The 15,855-nt window shown below is 65.9% G+C and carries 12 protein-coding genes; 6 read left to right on the forward strand and 6 right to left on the reverse strand.

What is annotated here, in order from left to right:
- Positions 1 to 40 precede the first annotated feature (40 nt).
- Complete coding sequence (gene fahA / locus QX124_RS26900) at positions 41 to 1,315, forward strand: fumarylacetoacetase (RefSeq protein WP_315781434.1); 1,275 nt, start codon at positions 41 to 43, stop codon at positions 1,313 to 1,315.
- A 100-nt stretch (positions 1,316 to 1,415) separates the two neighbouring features.
- Here fahA and QX124_RS26905 read toward each other — a convergent pair whose 3' ends face one another.
- On the reverse strand, positions 1,416 to 1,727 hold the full coding sequence (locus tag QX124_RS26905) for a DUF1272 domain-containing protein (protein WP_315781432.1): 312 nt from the start codon (positions 1,725 to 1,727) through the stop codon (positions 1,416 to 1,418).
- Positions 1,728 to 1,816: 89 nt separating this feature from the next.
- Complete coding sequence (locus tag QX124_RS26910; protein WP_315777206.1) at positions 1,817 to 2,296, reverse strand: Lrp/AsnC family transcriptional regulator; 480 nt, start codon at positions 2,294 to 2,296, stop codon at positions 1,817 to 1,819.
- A 121-nt stretch (positions 2,297 to 2,417) separates the two neighbouring features.
- Here QX124_RS26910 and hppD point away from each other — a divergent pair, with 121 nt between their 5' ends.
- Positions 2,418 to 3,536 carry a 4-hydroxyphenylpyruvate dioxygenase gene (gene hppD / locus QX124_RS26915; protein ID WP_315798738.1) on the forward strand — a complete coding sequence of 373 codons (1,119 nt, stop codon included), beginning with the start codon at positions 2,418 to 2,420 and terminating at the stop codon, positions 3,534 to 3,536.
- Positions 3,537 to 3,894: 358 nt separating this feature from the next.
- Here hppD and QX124_RS26920 read toward each other — a convergent pair whose 3' ends face one another.
- The 4 genes from QX124_RS26920 to QX124_RS26935 all read right to left on the reverse strand — a co-directional run bounded on the left by QX124_RS26920 (position 3,895) and on the right by QX124_RS26935 (position 9,082).
- A complete protein-coding gene (locus QX124_RS26920; protein WP_315798787.1) occupies positions 3,895 to 5,007 on the reverse strand; it encodes a CaiB/BaiF CoA-transferase family protein in 1,113 nt (370 codons plus the stop codon).
- 281 nt (positions 5,008 to 5,288) lie between these two features.
- The gene (locus QX124_RS26925) at positions 5,289 to 6,089 is read right to left on the reverse strand and encodes a xanthine dehydrogenase family protein subunit M (RefSeq protein WP_315798739.1); all 801 of its coding nucleotides are present in this window, start codon (positions 6,087 to 6,089) and stop codon (positions 5,289 to 5,291) included.
- Positions 6,090 to 6,157: 68 nt separating this feature from the next.
- Positions 6,158 to 8,497, reverse strand: a complete 2,340-nt coding sequence (locus tag QX124_RS26930) for a xanthine dehydrogenase family protein molybdopterin-binding subunit (protein WP_315798740.1) — start codon at positions 8,495 to 8,497, stop codon at positions 6,158 to 6,160.
- A 99-nt stretch (positions 8,498 to 8,596) separates the two neighbouring features.
- A complete protein-coding gene (locus tag QX124_RS26935) occupies positions 8,597 to 9,082 on the reverse strand; it encodes a (2Fe-2S)-binding protein (RefSeq protein ID WP_315717018.1) in 486 nt (161 codons plus the stop codon).
- A gap of 299 nt (positions 9,083 to 9,381) precedes the next feature.
- Here QX124_RS26935 and QX124_RS26940 point away from each other — a divergent pair, with 299 nt between their 5' ends.
- From QX124_RS26940 to QX124_RS26955, 4 genes are all read left to right on the forward strand, one after another.
- Positions 9,382 to 11,418: a HAMP domain-containing methyl-accepting chemotaxis protein gene (locus QX124_RS26940; RefSeq protein WP_315798741.1), complete on the forward strand. Its 2,037-nt coding sequence runs from the start codon at positions 9,382 to 9,384 to the stop codon at positions 11,416 to 11,418.
- A gap of 404 nt (positions 11,419 to 11,822) precedes the next feature.
- Positions 11,823 to 13,337, forward strand: coding sequence for an MFS transporter (locus QX124_RS26945; protein ID WP_315798742.1), 1,515 nt, complete (start codon positions 11,823 to 11,825; stop codon positions 13,335 to 13,337).
- A 3-nt stretch (positions 13,338 to 13,340) separates the two neighbouring features.
- Positions 13,341 to 14,159 carry a trehalose-phosphatase gene (gene otsB / locus QX124_RS26950; RefSeq protein WP_315798743.1) on the forward strand — a complete coding sequence of 273 codons (819 nt, stop codon included), beginning with the start codon at positions 13,341 to 13,343 and terminating at the stop codon, positions 14,157 to 14,159.
- A 217-nt stretch (positions 14,160 to 14,376) separates the two neighbouring features.
- Entirely contained in the window at positions 14,377 to 15,837 is a 1,461-nt protein-coding gene (locus QX124_RS26955) for a trehalose-6-phosphate synthase (protein WP_315757256.1), read from the forward strand.
- The last annotated feature ends 18 nt before the right edge of the window (positions 15,838 to 15,855 follow it).

The following is a 15,855-nucleotide window of genomic DNA, read 5'->3' on the forward strand; positions in this document are numbered from 1 at the left end:
GGTCAAGCCCGGGCATGACGACGTAGTCCGGAGAAGCATTTTGACTCATCCCAACGATCCCTCGCTCCGCTCCTTCATCCCGGTCGATCCAGCCTCCGACTTCCCGATCCAGAACCTGCCCTACGGTGTGTTCTCCGCCGCCGATTCGCCAAAGCCACGCGTCGGTGTCGCCATCGGCGAGTTCGTGCTCGACCTCGCCGTGCTCGAGGACGAAGGCCTGCTCGATCTGGCGCCGGCCTATGAGGTGTTCGCGCAATCCTCGCTGAATGCCTTCATGGCGCTCGGCCCCGCCGTGTGGTCGAAGACGCGGGCTGCGATCAGCGCACTGCTGCGCCACGACAATCCGCGGCTGCGTGACGACAAGCCGCTGCGCAGCCGGGCGCTGCTGCCGCGCCAGGACGTCACGTTGCATCTGCCGTTCGACGTGGCCGGCTACACCGATTTCTATTCGTCGAAGGAGCACGCCACCAATGTCGGCGTCATGTTCCGCGGCAAGGACAATGCGCTGCAGCCGAACTGGCTGCACATGCCGATCGGCTATAATGGGCGCGCCTCGACCGTGATCGTCTCCGGCACCAAGGTGCGCCGGCCGCGCGGGCAATTGAAGCCGCCGAGCGCCGAGGTGCCGAGCTTCAGGCCGTGCAAGCGGCTCGATTTCGAGCTGGAGATGGGCGTCGTCATCGGCCAGTCGTCGCCGCTCGGCGAGATGCTGAGCGAGGCGCAGGCGGAGGCGATGATCTTCGGCTTCGTGCTGCTCAACGACTGGAGCGCACGCGATATCCAGCAATGGGAATATGTGCCCCTCGGCCCGTTCCAAGCCAAGGCGTTTGCGACGTCGATCAGCCCGTGGGTGGTGACGCGGGAGGCGCTGGAGCCGTTCCGCGTGTCGGGGCCAACGCAGGATCCAACGCCGCTGCCCTACCTGCAGCAGAAGGCCGCGCAGAACTACGATCTCTCCCTCGACGTGGCCTTGCGTGCCTCCGGCAGCAACGCCGCGCAGACCATCGCGCAGACCAATTTCAGGTACATGTACTGGTCGAGCGTGCAGCAGCTGATGCACCATGCCTCGTCCGGCTGTGCCATGAGTGTCGGCGATCTCCTCGGGTCCGGCACGATCTCCGGCCCGGAGAAGCATCAGCGCGGCAGCCTGCTGGAGATCAGTTGGAATGGCACCGAGCCGGTCGAGCTCGCCGGCGGCGTGAAGCGCACGTTTCTCGAGGACGGCGACTCTCTGGTGATGCGCGGCTGGTGCCAGGGCGACGGCTATCGCGTCGGCTTCGGCGAAGTCGAAGGCACGATCGTAGCGGCCGTGTGATGCGAGCTGCCCTTGGCTGAGCTTTCGATGCACGATGTCACGTCGTGGTTATCGATTCCGGGCTCGCGCTGCGCGCGCCCCGGAATGACGAGGAGAGAGGTCAGCGCTCTTCCGGCGCGACGTTCTTCACGCCTCCGACGAACGCCGCGACCTCCTCCGCCGCATATTTCAGATGCACGCGCTTGTCCGACGGCAGCTGTTTTGTGACGCAGGCCCCTGGCCGCCACTCGCGCGACGGGCGGATCGGCCGTGGCGCAAAGCCGCCGCCGCAGTTCGGGCAGACGTTGAACAGCTTAGTCTCGACGCAGTCGGTGCAGAAGGTGCATTCGTAGGAGCAGATGCGCGCGTCCGTTGCTGCCGGTGGCAGGTCTTTGTCGCAATATTCGCAATTCGGGCGAAGCTGCAGCGCCATGTTCGTCTCGCAGATGTTGGAATGATGTGACTGTCGCAAAAGCCGCGACGGTGTTGAATGGCGCAATTCCCTCGATTTGCGCCACGTCGTCAGCCAGCAGACAGCGACGCCAGCGGCAGCTTCGCGCTCTCCTTCAGCCGGTCGAGCACGATCGACGACCGCACATGCGCCACGCTCTGGTGTGGCATCAGCACATTGTTGACGATGTCGGACAGGCTCTTGAGGTCGCGCAGCACGACCTTGAGCAGATAATCGGAGTCGCCGGTCAGCGCGTAGGCCTCCTGGATGTCGTCGACGCGGTTCACCAGCGCACGGAATTTCTGCGCGTTGTCGGGCGAATGCGTCGCCAGGGTGATCTGGATGAAGGCGATCAGCTCGAAGCCCAGGGACGTGCCGGATAGCTGCGCGCGATAGCCCGCGATGACGCCGTCCTCCTCCAGCCGCATCCGCCGTCGCGAGCATTGCGAGGCCGAGAGCCCGGCGAGGTCGGCCAGCTCCTGGTTGGTGAGCCGGCCGTCGTCCTGCAGCGCGGCCAGGATACGGAGATCGAAGCTATCGACCGAAATCATGCGTCATTTCCTCTGAATGTGCATGGATCGTGCATACTCGGGCGAAAATGACAATGGTTTGCATGCCCCGTGCGCGGAATTCGGGAGATGATCCGCTCATCAAGCTGAAGGAGCTTCCCCCATGGGTCCATTTCCGCACGATGCGCCTCCTGCCACCATCTCCGCCGACAACCCGATGGGCACGGACGGCTTCGAGTTCGTCGAATATGCGCACCCCGAAGCAAGCGAGCTGCACGCGCTGTTCAAGCTGATGGGCTTCGCCGCGGTCGCGCGCCACAGGACCAAGGCGATCACGCTGTACCGCCAGGGTGACATCAACTACCTCGTGAACGAGGAGCCCGGCAGCCACGGCCACGAGTTCGTCGCCGCGCACGGGCCGTGTGCGCCGTCGATGGCGTTTAGGGTGGTCGACGCGAAGAAGGCCTATGCGCGGGCGATCGCGCTCGGCGCCGAGCCGGCCGACCTGCCGCCGGCCCAGAAGACGCTGGACGTGCCCGCACTCAAGGGCATCGGCGGCAGCCTGCTCTATCTCGTCGATCGCTACGGTGCCAAGGGCTCGGCCTATGATCTCGAATTCGGGTGGATCGGCGAGCGCGACCCGCGCCCCATCGGCTCCGGCCTCTACTACATCGATCACCTGACCCACAACGTGCATCGCGGCCGCATGGATGTGTGGACCGGCTTCTACGAGAAGCTGTTCAACTTCCGCCAGATCCGCTTCTTCGACATCGAAGGCCGCGCCTCCGGATTGTTCTCGCGCGCGCTGACCAGCCCCGACGGCAAGATTCGGATTCCGATCAACGAGGATGCCGGCGAGTCCGGGCAGATCGAGGAGTATCTCAAGATCTATCGCGGCGAAGGCATCCAGCACGTCGCCTGCGGCGCCCGCGACATCTACTTGACCGTCGAGGGCCTGCGGACCGCGGGCCTGCCGTTCATGCCGTCGCCCCCGGACACCTATTTCGAGCGCATCGATAGCAGGCTGCCCAAGCATGGCGAGGACCTCGCCCGTCTGAAGAGAAACGGCATCCTGATCGATGGCGAGGGGGTCGTTGCAGGCGGTCATACCAAGGTGCTGCTGCAGATCTTCTCGGCCAATGCGATCGGCCCGATCTTCTTCGAGTTCATCCAGCGCAAGGGCGACGACGGTTTTGGCGAAGGCAACTTCAAGGCGCTGTTCGAATCGATCGAAGAGGACCAGATCCGCCGCGGCGTGCTGAAGGTGGAGGCGGCGGAGTAGGTGGAGGAGATGCGCCCGTCATTGCGAGAAGCAGAGCGACGAAGCAATCCAGACTTCCGTCCGCACCCTGGATTGCTTCGCTTCGATCGCAATGACAGTGTGCGCGGGAGCCGGCATCGCGAAATAACCGCTGTCGTCCCGGGCAAGCCTGACGACGCGCCAGCGGCGGCAGGCGCCGACCCGGGACCCATACCGCGTGATTTATCTGTAGGGCACAGTCGCAGACGATCGTCGCCAAACCGCGGACGGTGGTTATGGGTCCCTGCGTTCGCGGGGACGACATCGAGATTGAGGCGACGGCGTAGCCAACTCATTGAAATGGGAACAGTCGAGCAGCGCTCGAGCGCAGTTATCGAGCTTACCGCCCCGCCTTCCACGCGCCCACGACAGCGCCAATCTCCGTCACCTCCGGCTCACGGATGTTGGACGGCGTCCGCGAGAAGCGCGGGGCAGGCGCCGGCTGCGTGATGCCATGCCGCTGGACGAACACGCCGCGCGCCGCCATGTGCGCGTGCTTCGGTGCCTCCGACATCGTCAGCACCGGCGCGAAACAGATGTCGGTGCCCTCCATGATCTTGCACCATTCCTCGCGCGTCTTGCTCTTGAACACCGCGACCAGCTTCTCCTTGAGCGCCGGCCATGCGCGCGGATCCATCTGGGCGTCGAAGGCGGGATCGGAGAGGTCGGCATGCTGCCGCAGCAGCGCGTAGAACTGCGGCTCGATCGAGCCGATGGAGATGAAGTTTCCACAGGCGCATTCGTAGACGCCGTAGAAGTGCGCGCCGCCGTCGAGGAAGTTGCGCTCGCGCCCCTCGGTCCAGCGGCCCATCGCGGTGAGGTCGAAGAACATCGCGAGCAGCGAGGCCGCGCCGTCGCACATCGCGGTGTCCACCACCTGCCCCTTGCCGGACTTCGAGGCTTCGAGCAGTGCGGCGAGCACGCCGACGACGAGGTAGAGCGCACCGCCGCCGAAATCGCCGACCAGGTTGAGCGGCGGCACCGGCCGCTCCCTGGGTCCGATCGCGGCCAGCGCGCCGGTGATCGAGATGTAGTTGATGTCGTGGCCGGCCGCTTGCGCCAACGGTCCCTGCTGGCCCCAGCCGGTCATGCGGCCATAGACCAGCTTGGGATTGCGCGCGAGCACGACGTCGGGGCCGAGGCCGAGCCGCTCCATCACGCCGGGCCGGAAACCTTCGATCAGCGCGTCGGCGCCGGCGAGCAGGTCGAGCACCTCGGCAATGACGGCTTTGTCCTTGAGGTCGAGCTCGATGACCTTGCGGCCGCGACCGGCGACCGACTTCATGGTCTTGCGCGCGCCGACGCGATCGAGCGTCACCACCTCCGCGCCCATGTCGGCCAGCAGCATGCAGGCGAACGGTCCCGGTCCGATGCCGGCGAACTCGACGATGCGAAAGCCCGCGAGCGGTCCGGTGGCGCGGGTCTCGGTCTGTGGGGCGGTCTTGTCGAGCACGTTGTCTTGTCCCTGCGGTGCTTCGGCGCGTGATGAGGTCGATCGGACAAAGATGGTCGCCGCGACCTTCACCCTCCCCCTCCAGGGGAGGGTGGGTGTGCTTGGCTGCTGTCCGCACTAATCAGACATCCTCACGCGCGATGCGTTTCCTGATCCGCGATTGTCCCGCGTGTATCCGGCCAACGCAAGCGTGCCGTATGCCGCAAAGCAAAACGGCGCGCATCGCTGCGCGCCGTGTGGAATTTGTTGTGCCGTGACGCGGAATGATCCGCGTTGTGAGGTCAGCCCGCGGCTTGCACCGCGCGCTGAGCCATCACCTTCACCAGATTGGCGCGGTAATCAGCCGAGCCGTGGATGTCGCTGAGCAGGCCGCTCGCCGGGATGCTGACGCCGTCGATCGCCGAGGCCGACCAGTTCGACTTCAGCGCCGCCTCGATCGCGGCCACGCGCATCACGCCGCTCTGCGAGGCGCCGGTGGCGGCGACGCGGACGTCGCCGCCCTTCGTCTTGGTCACGAACACGCCGGTCAGCGCGAAGCGCGACGCCGGGTGGCGCATCTTGGCATAGCCCGCCTTCTCCGGCACCGGGAACGCCACCTCGGTGATGATCTCGCCGTCCTCGAGCGCCGTGGTGAACAGGCCCTTGAAGAAATCATCCGCCGAGATCGTGCGCTTGTTGGTCTTCACGGTCGCGCCGAGCGAGATCAGTGCCGCCGGGAAATCCGCGGCCGGATCGTTGTTGGCGATCGAGCCGCCGATGGTGCCGCGGTGACGCACGGCGGGATCGCCGAGCACCGAGGTGAGGTAGGAGATCGCGGGGATCGCCTTCTTCACGTCGGCATTGGTCATGATGTCGTAATAGGTCGTCGCCGCCTTGATCACGAGCGTGTCGCCGGACAGCTGCACGCCGATCAGGTCCTTGATCTTGCCGATGTCGATGACATCGGACGGGCTGGCGAGGCGCTGTTTCATGACCGGAAGCAGGGTGTGGCCGCCGGCCAGGAACTTGGCTTCGCTGCCCTTGGCGAACAGCGCCGCCGCTTCGTCGACCGAGGAGGCGCGATGGTAGGTCGTCTCGTACATGGGAATCTCCCTGAATTTTTCATCGAGATCATTCCGGGGCCGCGCCTGCGCGCGCCCCGGAGCGATGATCAACCGTGGATCGCGTGCCAGACGCGGTCGGGCGTCGCCGGCATTTCCAGCTTGTTGTTGCCGATCGCATCCGTGATCGCATTGATCACGGCGGCGGATGCGCCGATCGCGCCGGCCTCGCCGCAGCCCTTCACGCCGAGCGGATTGCCCGGGCACAGGGTCGTGGTGTGGCTCAGCTTGAACGACGGCACGTCGTCGGCGCGCGGCATCGCGTAGTCCATGAAGGACGCGGTGACCGGCTGGCCGTTGCTGTCGTAGATCGCGTGCTCGAGCAGCGCCTGGCCGATGCCTTGGACGAGGCCGCCATGGACTTGGCCCTCGACGATCATCGGGTTGATCAGCCGGCCGAAATCGTCCGCCGCGACGAAGTTGACGAACGACGTCTTGCCGGTGGCCTCATCGACCTCGAGCTCGCAGATATAGGTGCCGGCCGGGAAGGTGAAGTTGGTCGGATCGTAGAAAGCAGTCTCCTTCAATCCGGGCTCCATGCCGTCCGGCAGGTTGTGCGCGGTGTAGGCGGCGAGCGCGACCATCGGCAGCGCGATCGACTTGTCGGTGCCGGTCACCTTGAACTCGCCGTTCTCGATGACGATGTCACCTTCCGACGCTTCGAGTGCGTGGGCTGCGATCTTCTTGGCCTTGGCCTCGACCTTCTCCATCGCCTTCAGGATCGCCGTGAGACCGACGGCGGCCGAGCGCGAGCCGTAGGTGCCCATGCCGAACTGCACCTTGTCGGTGTCGCCATGAACGATCGAGACCTGGCTGATCGGCACGCCCAGGCGTTCGGCGATCAGCTGGCAGAAGGTGGTCTCGTGGCCCTGGCCGTGGCTGTGCGATCCGGTGAGGACCTCGATGGTGCCGACCGGGTTGACGCGGATCTCCGCGGACTCCCACAGGCCGACGCCGGCGCCGAGGCTGCCGACCGCCTTCGACGGCGCGATGCCGCAGGCTTCGATGTAGCAGGACAGGCCGAGGCCGCGCAGCTTGCCCTGCGCCTTCGCCGCCGCCTTGCGGGCCGGGAAACCGGCATAGTCGATCGCCTTCATCGCCGCGTCGAGCGAGGCGTTGAAGTCACCGGTGTCGTAGGCCATGATCACCGGGGTCTGGTGCGGGAACTGGGTGATGAAGTTCTTCCGCCGGAGATCGGCCGAATCGACCTTCAACTGGCGCGCCGCCGTCTCGATCAGCCGCTCCAGCAGATAGCTTGCCTCGGGACGTCCGGCGCCACGATAGGCGTCGACCGGCGTGGTGTTGGTGTAGACGCCCATCACCTCGGCATAGATCGCCGGAATGTTGTACTGGCCCGACAGCAGGGTCGCGTACAGATAGGTCGGCACCGACGACGAGAACAGCGACATGTAGGCGCCGAAATTGGCGTGGGTCTTGACCCGCAGGCCAAGGATCTTGTTGTCGGCATCGAGCGCCATCTCGGCCTTGGAGATGTGGTCGCGGCCGTGCGCGTCGGTCAGGAACGCCTCGGTGCGATCGCCGGTCCACTTCACCGGACGGCCGACCTTCTTGGAGGCCCACAGCGCCACCATCTCCTCGGGATAGATGAAGATCTTGGAGCCGAAGCCGCCGCCGACGTCGGGCGCGATGACGCGCAGCTTGTGTTCTGGTGCGATGTTGTAGAACGCCGACAGCACCAGGCGAGCGACGTGCGGGTTCTGCGACGTCGTATAGAGCGTGAAATGCTCCTCGGCCGCATCGTACTCGGCGATCGCCGCGCGCGGCTCCATCGCGTTCGGTGCCAGCCGGTTGTTGGTCAATTCCAGGGTGACGACGTTGGCGGCCTTGGCGAAGGCGGCGTTGACCGCCCCCTCGTCGCCAATATGCCAGTCATAGACGACGTTGCCGGGGGCCTCCGGGTGAAGCTGCGGCGCGCCGGGCTTCAGCGCGGAGGGCATGTCGGCGACCGCCGGCAGCTCCTCATATTCGACCACGACGGCCTCAGCGGCGTCACGGGCGAGGTTCTTGCTCTCGGCGATCACGACCGCCACGGCCTGGCCGACGAAGCGCACGGTCTCCGGCGCCATCGCCGGCCATGCGCCCATCCTCATCGGCGAGCCGTCCTTCGAGGTGATGGCCCAGCCGCAGATCAGATTGCCGACCTTGTCGTCGACGATCTGCCTGCCCGTGAGCACCGCGACCACGCCGGGCATCGCCTCGGCGGCCGAGGAGTCGATGCTCTTGACCTTGGCGTGCGCGTGCGGGCTGCGGACGAAATGGGCAAAGGTCATGCCCAACAGCTTGACGTCGTCGACGTACCGGCCCTTGCCGGTGATGAAACGCTTGTCCTCCTTGCGGACGACGCTGGCGCCAATGCCTTCCATACCCATGCGAATCTCTCCCCTACCGGAGTTCTATTGTCCCGCCGCGGCCATCGCGCGCAGCGGTCGTGGTCTCGGTATTGCGGTAAACGGCGGCTCTCGCCGGCCTCATTCGGCAGCTTGCGCGACCTTCATCCGTCCGGCAGCGTCGAGCACGGCTTTGACGATGTTGTGATAGCCGGTGCAGCGGCAGATGTTGCCTTCCAGCTCCTCACGCACCGTGCTCTCGTCGAGCTCGCCTCCGTGGCGGTGCACAATATCGATGGCCGACATGATCATCCCCGGCGTGCAATAGCCGCATTGCAGGCCGTGATTGTCGCGGAAGGCCGCCTGCATCGGGTGCAGCTCGTCACCCTTGGCGATGCCTTCGATGGTGGTGACGTTGGCGCCGGCGGCCTGGCCGGCCAGCACGGTGCAGGATTTCACGGCACGGCCGTCGATATGGACGACGCAGGCGCCGCATTGGCTGGTGTCACAGCCGACATGGGTGCCGGTGAGGTTCAGATGATCCCGCAGGAGGTGAACGAGCAGGGTGCGATCCTCGGCCTCGACCGAGACCGCCTTGCCGTTCACCGTCAGTTTGACTGTCGACACGAGTAACCTCCCGATGAATTATTCTTATTCTGATTAGAAACAGCGCCCTCAGGACTTTGCAACTCGAATTTTCGTCTCCGATGTCATTGCGACGTCTTGCGCGCGGCATCGGCGATCCGGTCGCATGTGGCGCGCCACGCGAGGCCGGCACCGGCGCAGGTGAAGCGCAGGCCGTAGGCCGATGCCGTCCATTTACCGCCCCTTAGCCATTGTGACGTAGTTTTGATCACGCTCTGGTGCGTTGCCGCCGGGCGGTTTGGTTTCTGGCCAATATAAAGAATGGCGTGTCGGGGGTGGGAATGTCTGCGCAGCTTGCGCCGCAGTCGCGGCGTGCCAATTTTCTGACCCTGCGTTTTCGCGGCAAGATCGTCCTTGGCTTCGCCGTTGTGCTGGCGATCTCTGCTGCCAGCATCGGCTTCTCCTATCTGGGATTCGAGCGGGTCGCCGCAGCGGTGGCAGCCTATCGCGGCAGCGTTGCCGAAGCCGACACCACCCGCACCATCGATCGCGAGCTGGTCTCGTACCAGGCGCTCGCCCGTTATTATGCCCTGACCGGTAAAGCCGACGACGAGGCGGCGGCCACCGCTGCCCAGCAGGCACTCCAGGCCGCGATCGACAAATCCATGGCGGCGACCGGCGCCGAGCGGCGGGCGCAGGTCGGCAAGCTGCAGGCGCAGTTTCAGGCCTTCGCCAAGACATTCTCGAGCATCGTTGCTCTGACCCGCGAGAACGCGAAACTGGCGACCGACCAGATCGGCCTCATCGGCAACAAGATCCGCTTCAAGTTCGATGATCTGGCAGACACCGCCGCGCTGGCCGGCCTGCCGTCGGTGCAGACCACGGCCAAGGACCTCACCGGCCAGTACCTGACCGTGTCCGCGCTGGTCGGGACCTACGTCGCCAAGCCCGATGCCAAGACGGCCGACGGCGCCATCGCGCGCACGCGCTTCCTGGAAACCTCGCTGGTGACGATCTATGCCAATGACGAGAAGATCACCCAGCGCGTCGCCGAGCTCGGCGACCTGATCAAGCAGTACCGCGCCGCCTTCATCAAGCTGTCGGAGAACATGAAGGCGCTCGGCAAGCTCGAACAGGAGATGAGCGTGGTCGGGACCGAGATCATCGCGCTGTCGAACGGGCTGAAATCCGAGGTCGCCTCCGACCAGCAGCGCATCGAGGCCGCCACCAACACCACCATCGCGGACATCGAGCGGCTGATCGCAATGCTGGCGATCGGCGGGCTGACGCTCGGCGCCGTGCTGGCGCTGATGCTCGGCAACGGCATCTCCAAGCCGATGATCACGATGTGCAAGGCGATGCGCGAGCTCGCCTCGGGCAATTTCGACGTCCGGCTGCCCGGCCTCGGGCGTGCCGATGAGATCGGCGAGATGGCGGCCGCCGTCGAGGAGTTCAAGGTCCAGGCGGTGGCCAAGGCCGAGCGCGACGCTGCGACGCAGGACGCCCAGAACAGGGCGGCGGGCGCCGCGCGGCGGGCCGAGCTCATCCGCTTCGCCGACGAGTTCGAGACCGCCGTCGGCTCGATCGTGTCCAACGTCTCGACCTCGGCCGAGCACCTCGAGCAGGCGGCCTCGACCCTGACGCGCACCGCGGAGACCACGCAGTCGCTGGCGAGCCGCGTCAGCGGCACCTCCGACCAGGCCACGGGCCGCATCCACTCGGTCGCGAGTGCGACCGACGAACTGTCGGCCTCGGTCAACGAGATCGGCCGCCAGGTCCGCGAGTCCAGCCGCATCGCGGAGTCCGCCGTGGCCCAGGCCGAGGAGACCGACGGGCGCATCGGCAAGCTGTCGCGTGCGGCGCAGGAGATCGGCGACGTCGTCAAGCTGATCACCGCGATCGCCGAGCAGACCAACCTGCTGGCCCTGAACGCGACCATCGAGGCGGCTCGCGCCGGCGATGCCGGCCGCGGGTTTGCGGTGGTGGCTTCCGAGGTCAAGTCGCTGGCCGAGCAGACCGCCAAGGCGACCGACGACATCTCCAACCACATCTCCGGCATGCAGGCGGCGACCCAGGAGTCGGTGACGGCGATCAAGCAGATCGGCGGCACGATCCGCCAGATCTCGACCATCGCCGCGTCGATCGCCACCGCGGTCGAGCAGCAGGGCGGCGCGACCCAGGAGATCGCCAGGAACGTGCAGAGCGTCGCGGCAGGCACGCAGGCCGCCGCCACCGACATCACGCAGGTCAATCGCGGCGCGACCCAGACCGGCGAAGCCTCGGAGGAGGTGCTGCGCTCGGCCCAGTCGCTCTCCTCGGAGAGCGCGCGGCTGCGCGCGGAGCTCAACCGCTTCATGGCCAACATCCGCGCGGCGTGAGTTTTGCGGCGACAGGCTGGTCTTCACGCCGCTCGCAAGTGCGTTGGCGAGCCCGCGGCCAAACCCTCCGCTGTCATCCCGGCGAACGCCGGGATCCATACGCCGCGGCAGATGTGTGGCGGGCGGTATTGATCGCGTGCCCCAATCTTGCATCACGCGGTATGGATCCCGGGTCGCGCTCGCTTCGCTCGCTTGCCCGGGACGACAGCTGAAATGAGGCGCGCCTGGGCCTCACCCAGGAAACGCTGCGGCCCCCAGGCGGGTCGAGCGCCGAACCCCGCCCCACTCCGGGAACCCTGCGCGCGACGAGACGTTGAGTCGCAGCGGCAGGCATTCGCTGCCGCATTTGCTTCATCCTCTCGGTCGAGCATGCGGTGCGACCCGCGCCGTCGCATTGGGATTCCATGGCACCCCGACAGGCATCCTTTCCCAACCTCCGCGTCGTCACGTCAGCGCCGCAATCCGGCGCTCCGCCGGACGACATGGCAGGCCGGGATCGCATCATCGAAACCAACATTCCCGCCCGGCTCGACGATCTCCGCTGGAGCGCCTTTCACACCCGCGTCGTGCTGGCGCTCGGCATCACCTGGGTGCTCGACGGGCTCGAGGTGACGCTGGCAGGCGCCTTGTCGGGCGCGCTCAAGCAGAGCCCGGCGCTGCATTTCTCCAATCTCGACATCGGGCTTGCCAACAGCGCCTATCTCGCCGGCGCCGTGCTCGGCGCGCTCGGCTTCGGCTGGCTGACCGACCGCATCGGCCGCCGAAAGCTGTTCTTCGTCACGCTTGCGCTCTATCTGTCCGCGACGGCCGCCACCGCCTTGTCCTGGAACATCGCGACCTACGCGCTGTTTCGCTTCCTGACCGGCGCCGGCATCGGCGGCGAGTACACCGCGATCAACTCGACGATCCAGGAGCTGGTGCCGGCGCGCTATCGCGGCTGGACCGATCTCATGATCAACGGCAGCTTCTGGCTGGGTGCCGCGCTCGGCGCGGTCGGCGCCATCGTGCTGCTCGATCCCGACGTCACCGGCCCGGATGTCGGCTGGCGGCTGGCCTACGGCATCGGCGCCTGTCTCGGCCTCGTCGTGCTGGTCATGCGGATGTGGATTCCGGAAAGTCCGCGCTGGCTGATGATTCACGGCCATCCCGAAGAGGCGCATCGGATCGTTGCGGAGATCGAACGCGACGTCACCGGCCACGACCGCGAGGCGCGCGCCAAGGAATTGCCGAGGATGCGGCTGCGGATGCGCAGCCACACGCCGTTACGAGAGGTCGCGCATACGCTGTTCTCAGTTTATCGCCAGCGCTCCCTGGTCGGGCTCACCTTGATGATCGCCCAGGCGTTCTTCTACAACGCGATCTTCTTCACCTTCGCGCTGGTGCTGACCGACTTCTACGGCATCAAGTCCGACCATGTCGGCTGGTACATCCTGCCCTTCGCGGCCGGCAACGTGCTCGGGCCGCTGCTGCTCGGCCGCCTGTTCGATACGCTCGGGCGCCGCGCCATGATCACCTTCACCTACGGCGTCTCCGGCGTGCTGCTTGCGCTCACCGGCTATCTGTTCTCGATCGGCGTGCTGAGCGCCGCGACGCAGACCGCGGCCTGGATGGTGATCTTCTTCTTCGCGTCACCGGCGGCGAGCGCCGCCTATCTCACCGTGTCGGAGAATTTTCCGCTGGAAGTGCGCGCGCTCGCGATCGCGCTGTTCTACGCCATCGGCACCGGGATCGGCGGCGTCGCGGGACCCGCGCTGTTCGGCGCGCTGCTCGACAGCGGGGCGCGCGGCGCGGTGTTCGGCGGCTATCTGTTCGGTGCCGCGCTGATGCTGGTGGCGGCGCTCGTCGCTTGGCGCTATGCCATCGCGGCCGAGCGCAAATCGCTCGAGCAGGTGGCGCGTCCGCTCGCTGTCATGGAGTAGTTGATGATGTCCGAAAACTCCGATCTGATCGCTTCTCCTGCGTCGGAGCCCGCCGATATCGTTCCGGCGCCCACCAGTCTCGTGCCGCATCTTCGCGAGGTGGCGATCCTGCTCGATATCGACGGCACCCTGCTCGATCTCGCGCCGACGCCGCGCGAGGTGTGGGTGCCGCCGGGCCTGGCCGAGACCCTGAACGCATTGCTGCAACGAACCTCCGGCGCGCTGGCGCTGGTCTCGGGCCGCTCGCTCAACGACATCGATCTCATCTTCGCGCCGGAGGTCTATCCCGCCGTCGGCGGCCATGGCGCGGAGATGCGGCTCGGCGGCGGCGGCGAGGCGGACGCCATCAAGGCGCCGCCGCTGGACAAGGAGCTGAAGCGCAGGCTCGCTGCGATCGCCAGGCTCAGCCCCGGCATTCTGCTCGAGGACAAGGGCTACTCGCTGGCGCTGCATTATCGTCTCGCGCCGCAGGCCGAGAAGGCGATCTACGAAGAAGTGTCGCGCATCCGCGCCGAGTTGCCGGGGGCGCCGATCGAGGTGCTGCCCGGCAAGTGTGTGTGCGAGATCAAGCATGCCGGCTTCACCAAGGCGAGCGGCGTGCGCGAGCTGATGCGGAACGCACCGTTCAAGGGACGCAAGCCGTTCTTCATCGGCGACGACGTTACGGATGAGACGGTGTTCGCGATCATGCCGGATTTCGCCGGCCTCTCGTTCTCCGTCGGCCGCCGTGCGCTCGGCGTCGACGGACATTTCGACGCACCGGACGACGTGCGCGCATTCCTGACGCGCCTCGCCGGCGGTGGAACTAATTCATCGACCTAGCGATCCGTGCAGTGGTTCCGCATCGCTACATTGTTAGTTCCATTCGCCAAGCGGTCGCATGTTGAATGCGTCGCTGTTGATTAGAACAGTTCTGACTTGATTTGACGCTGTGATTACACCGCGCGAATGCCCGAATTTGGTTTCAATTGGTTGAAAGGGTGGCCCGGAACCATATTGATGAACAGCTGTTAACCGACATGACCAACAGGAGGGAGCTGTGAACCTCGTCGTGGTTTCGAATCGGGTGGCCCGTGGCAAAGCCAATGAGCCAATGACCGGCGGACTTGCGGCAGCATTGCTGCCCGTTGTGGAGAAATCGGGGGCAGTATGGGTGGGTTCCTCGGGTCGTGTGCGCGACGGCGCGCAGACGGAACCGATCGCGGAGATCGAGCAGATCGGTGAAGGCGCGCTCGCGCTGCTGGATCTGCCGGCTGCGCATTATGCCGGCTACTACGAAGGCTTCGCCAATTCGGCGCTATGGCCGGCGCTGCATTCACGCAGCGATCTGATCAGCGTCTCGCATGATGACTATCGCTCCTATCGCGAGGTCAACGCCTTCGTGGCGCGCGCGCTGCTCCGGTTCCAGAAGCCGGACACCTTGTTCTGGATCCAGGACTATCACTTCCTGTCGCTCGGCGCGGAGTTGCGCACGCTGGGCGTGAAGAGCCCGATCGGTTTCTTCCTGCATACGCCGTGGCCCGCGCGCAGCGTCATCGACAGCGTGCCGAATCACCGCGATCTCGTCACCGCGATGCTCGCCTATGATCTGATCGGCTTCCAGACCGAGGATGATCGCGAGAATTTCACCGCCTGCATCCGCGCCGATCTCGGCTTGCAGGTGCGTGACGGCGTGGTCAGGTCGCTGCACGGCCGCACACGTCTGGCCGTGTTCCCGATCGGCATCGACGCCGACAAGTTTGCGCAGCAGGCGGCAAAGGCGGTGGCGCATCCGGATGTGTCGCGGCTGCGCCGCAGCCTGAATGGCGAGAAGCTCGCCATCGGCGTCGACCGGCTCGATTACTCCAAGGGTCTGGTCAACCGCATCAACGCCTTCGACCGGATGTGGACGATGCACCCGAGCCTGCTGCGCGCCGCGTCGCTGCTGCAGATCGCAACGCCGTCGCGCGAATCGATCGAGGCCTATGGCAATCTGCAGAGCGAGGTCGCGCGCCTCGTCAGCGAGGTCAATGGCCGCCATGGCGAGGTCGACTGGACGCCGATCCGCTACCTCAACAAGGGCTATGGTCAGGGCGTGCTGGCCGGCCTCTATCGCAGCGCCCAGGTCGGCGTCGTCACGCCGCTGCAAGACGGCATGAATCTCGTGGCGAAGGAGTATGTCGCGGCGCAGAGCCCGGTCGATCCCGGCGTATTGGTGCTGTCGAAATTCGCCGGCGCCGCCAACGAGCTCGATGCGGCGCTGATCGTCAATCCGCATGACATCGACGGCATGGCGCGGACGATCGCGATGGCGCTGTCGATGCCGCTCAACGAGCGCCGCATGCGCTATGAGATCATGATGACGAAGCTGCGCCGCCATTCGATCCAGCAATGGTTTGCCGACTTCGTCGAGGCGCTGCAGGACGGTGACGCTGCCGAGGTCGAGATCGAACCCCTGCCTGCCACTCCGGCAGGTTTTCTGGCCGGCCGCATGCTGTCGCCTGGCGCGCGCTATCACTGAACCGGACTTGCTCCTCGT

Origin of the sequence: Bradyrhizobium sp. SZCCHNRI3043 (assembly GCF_032377735.1) — a bacterium.
GTDB lineage: Bacteria > Pseudomonadota > Alphaproteobacteria > Rhizobiales > Xanthobacteraceae > Bradyrhizobium.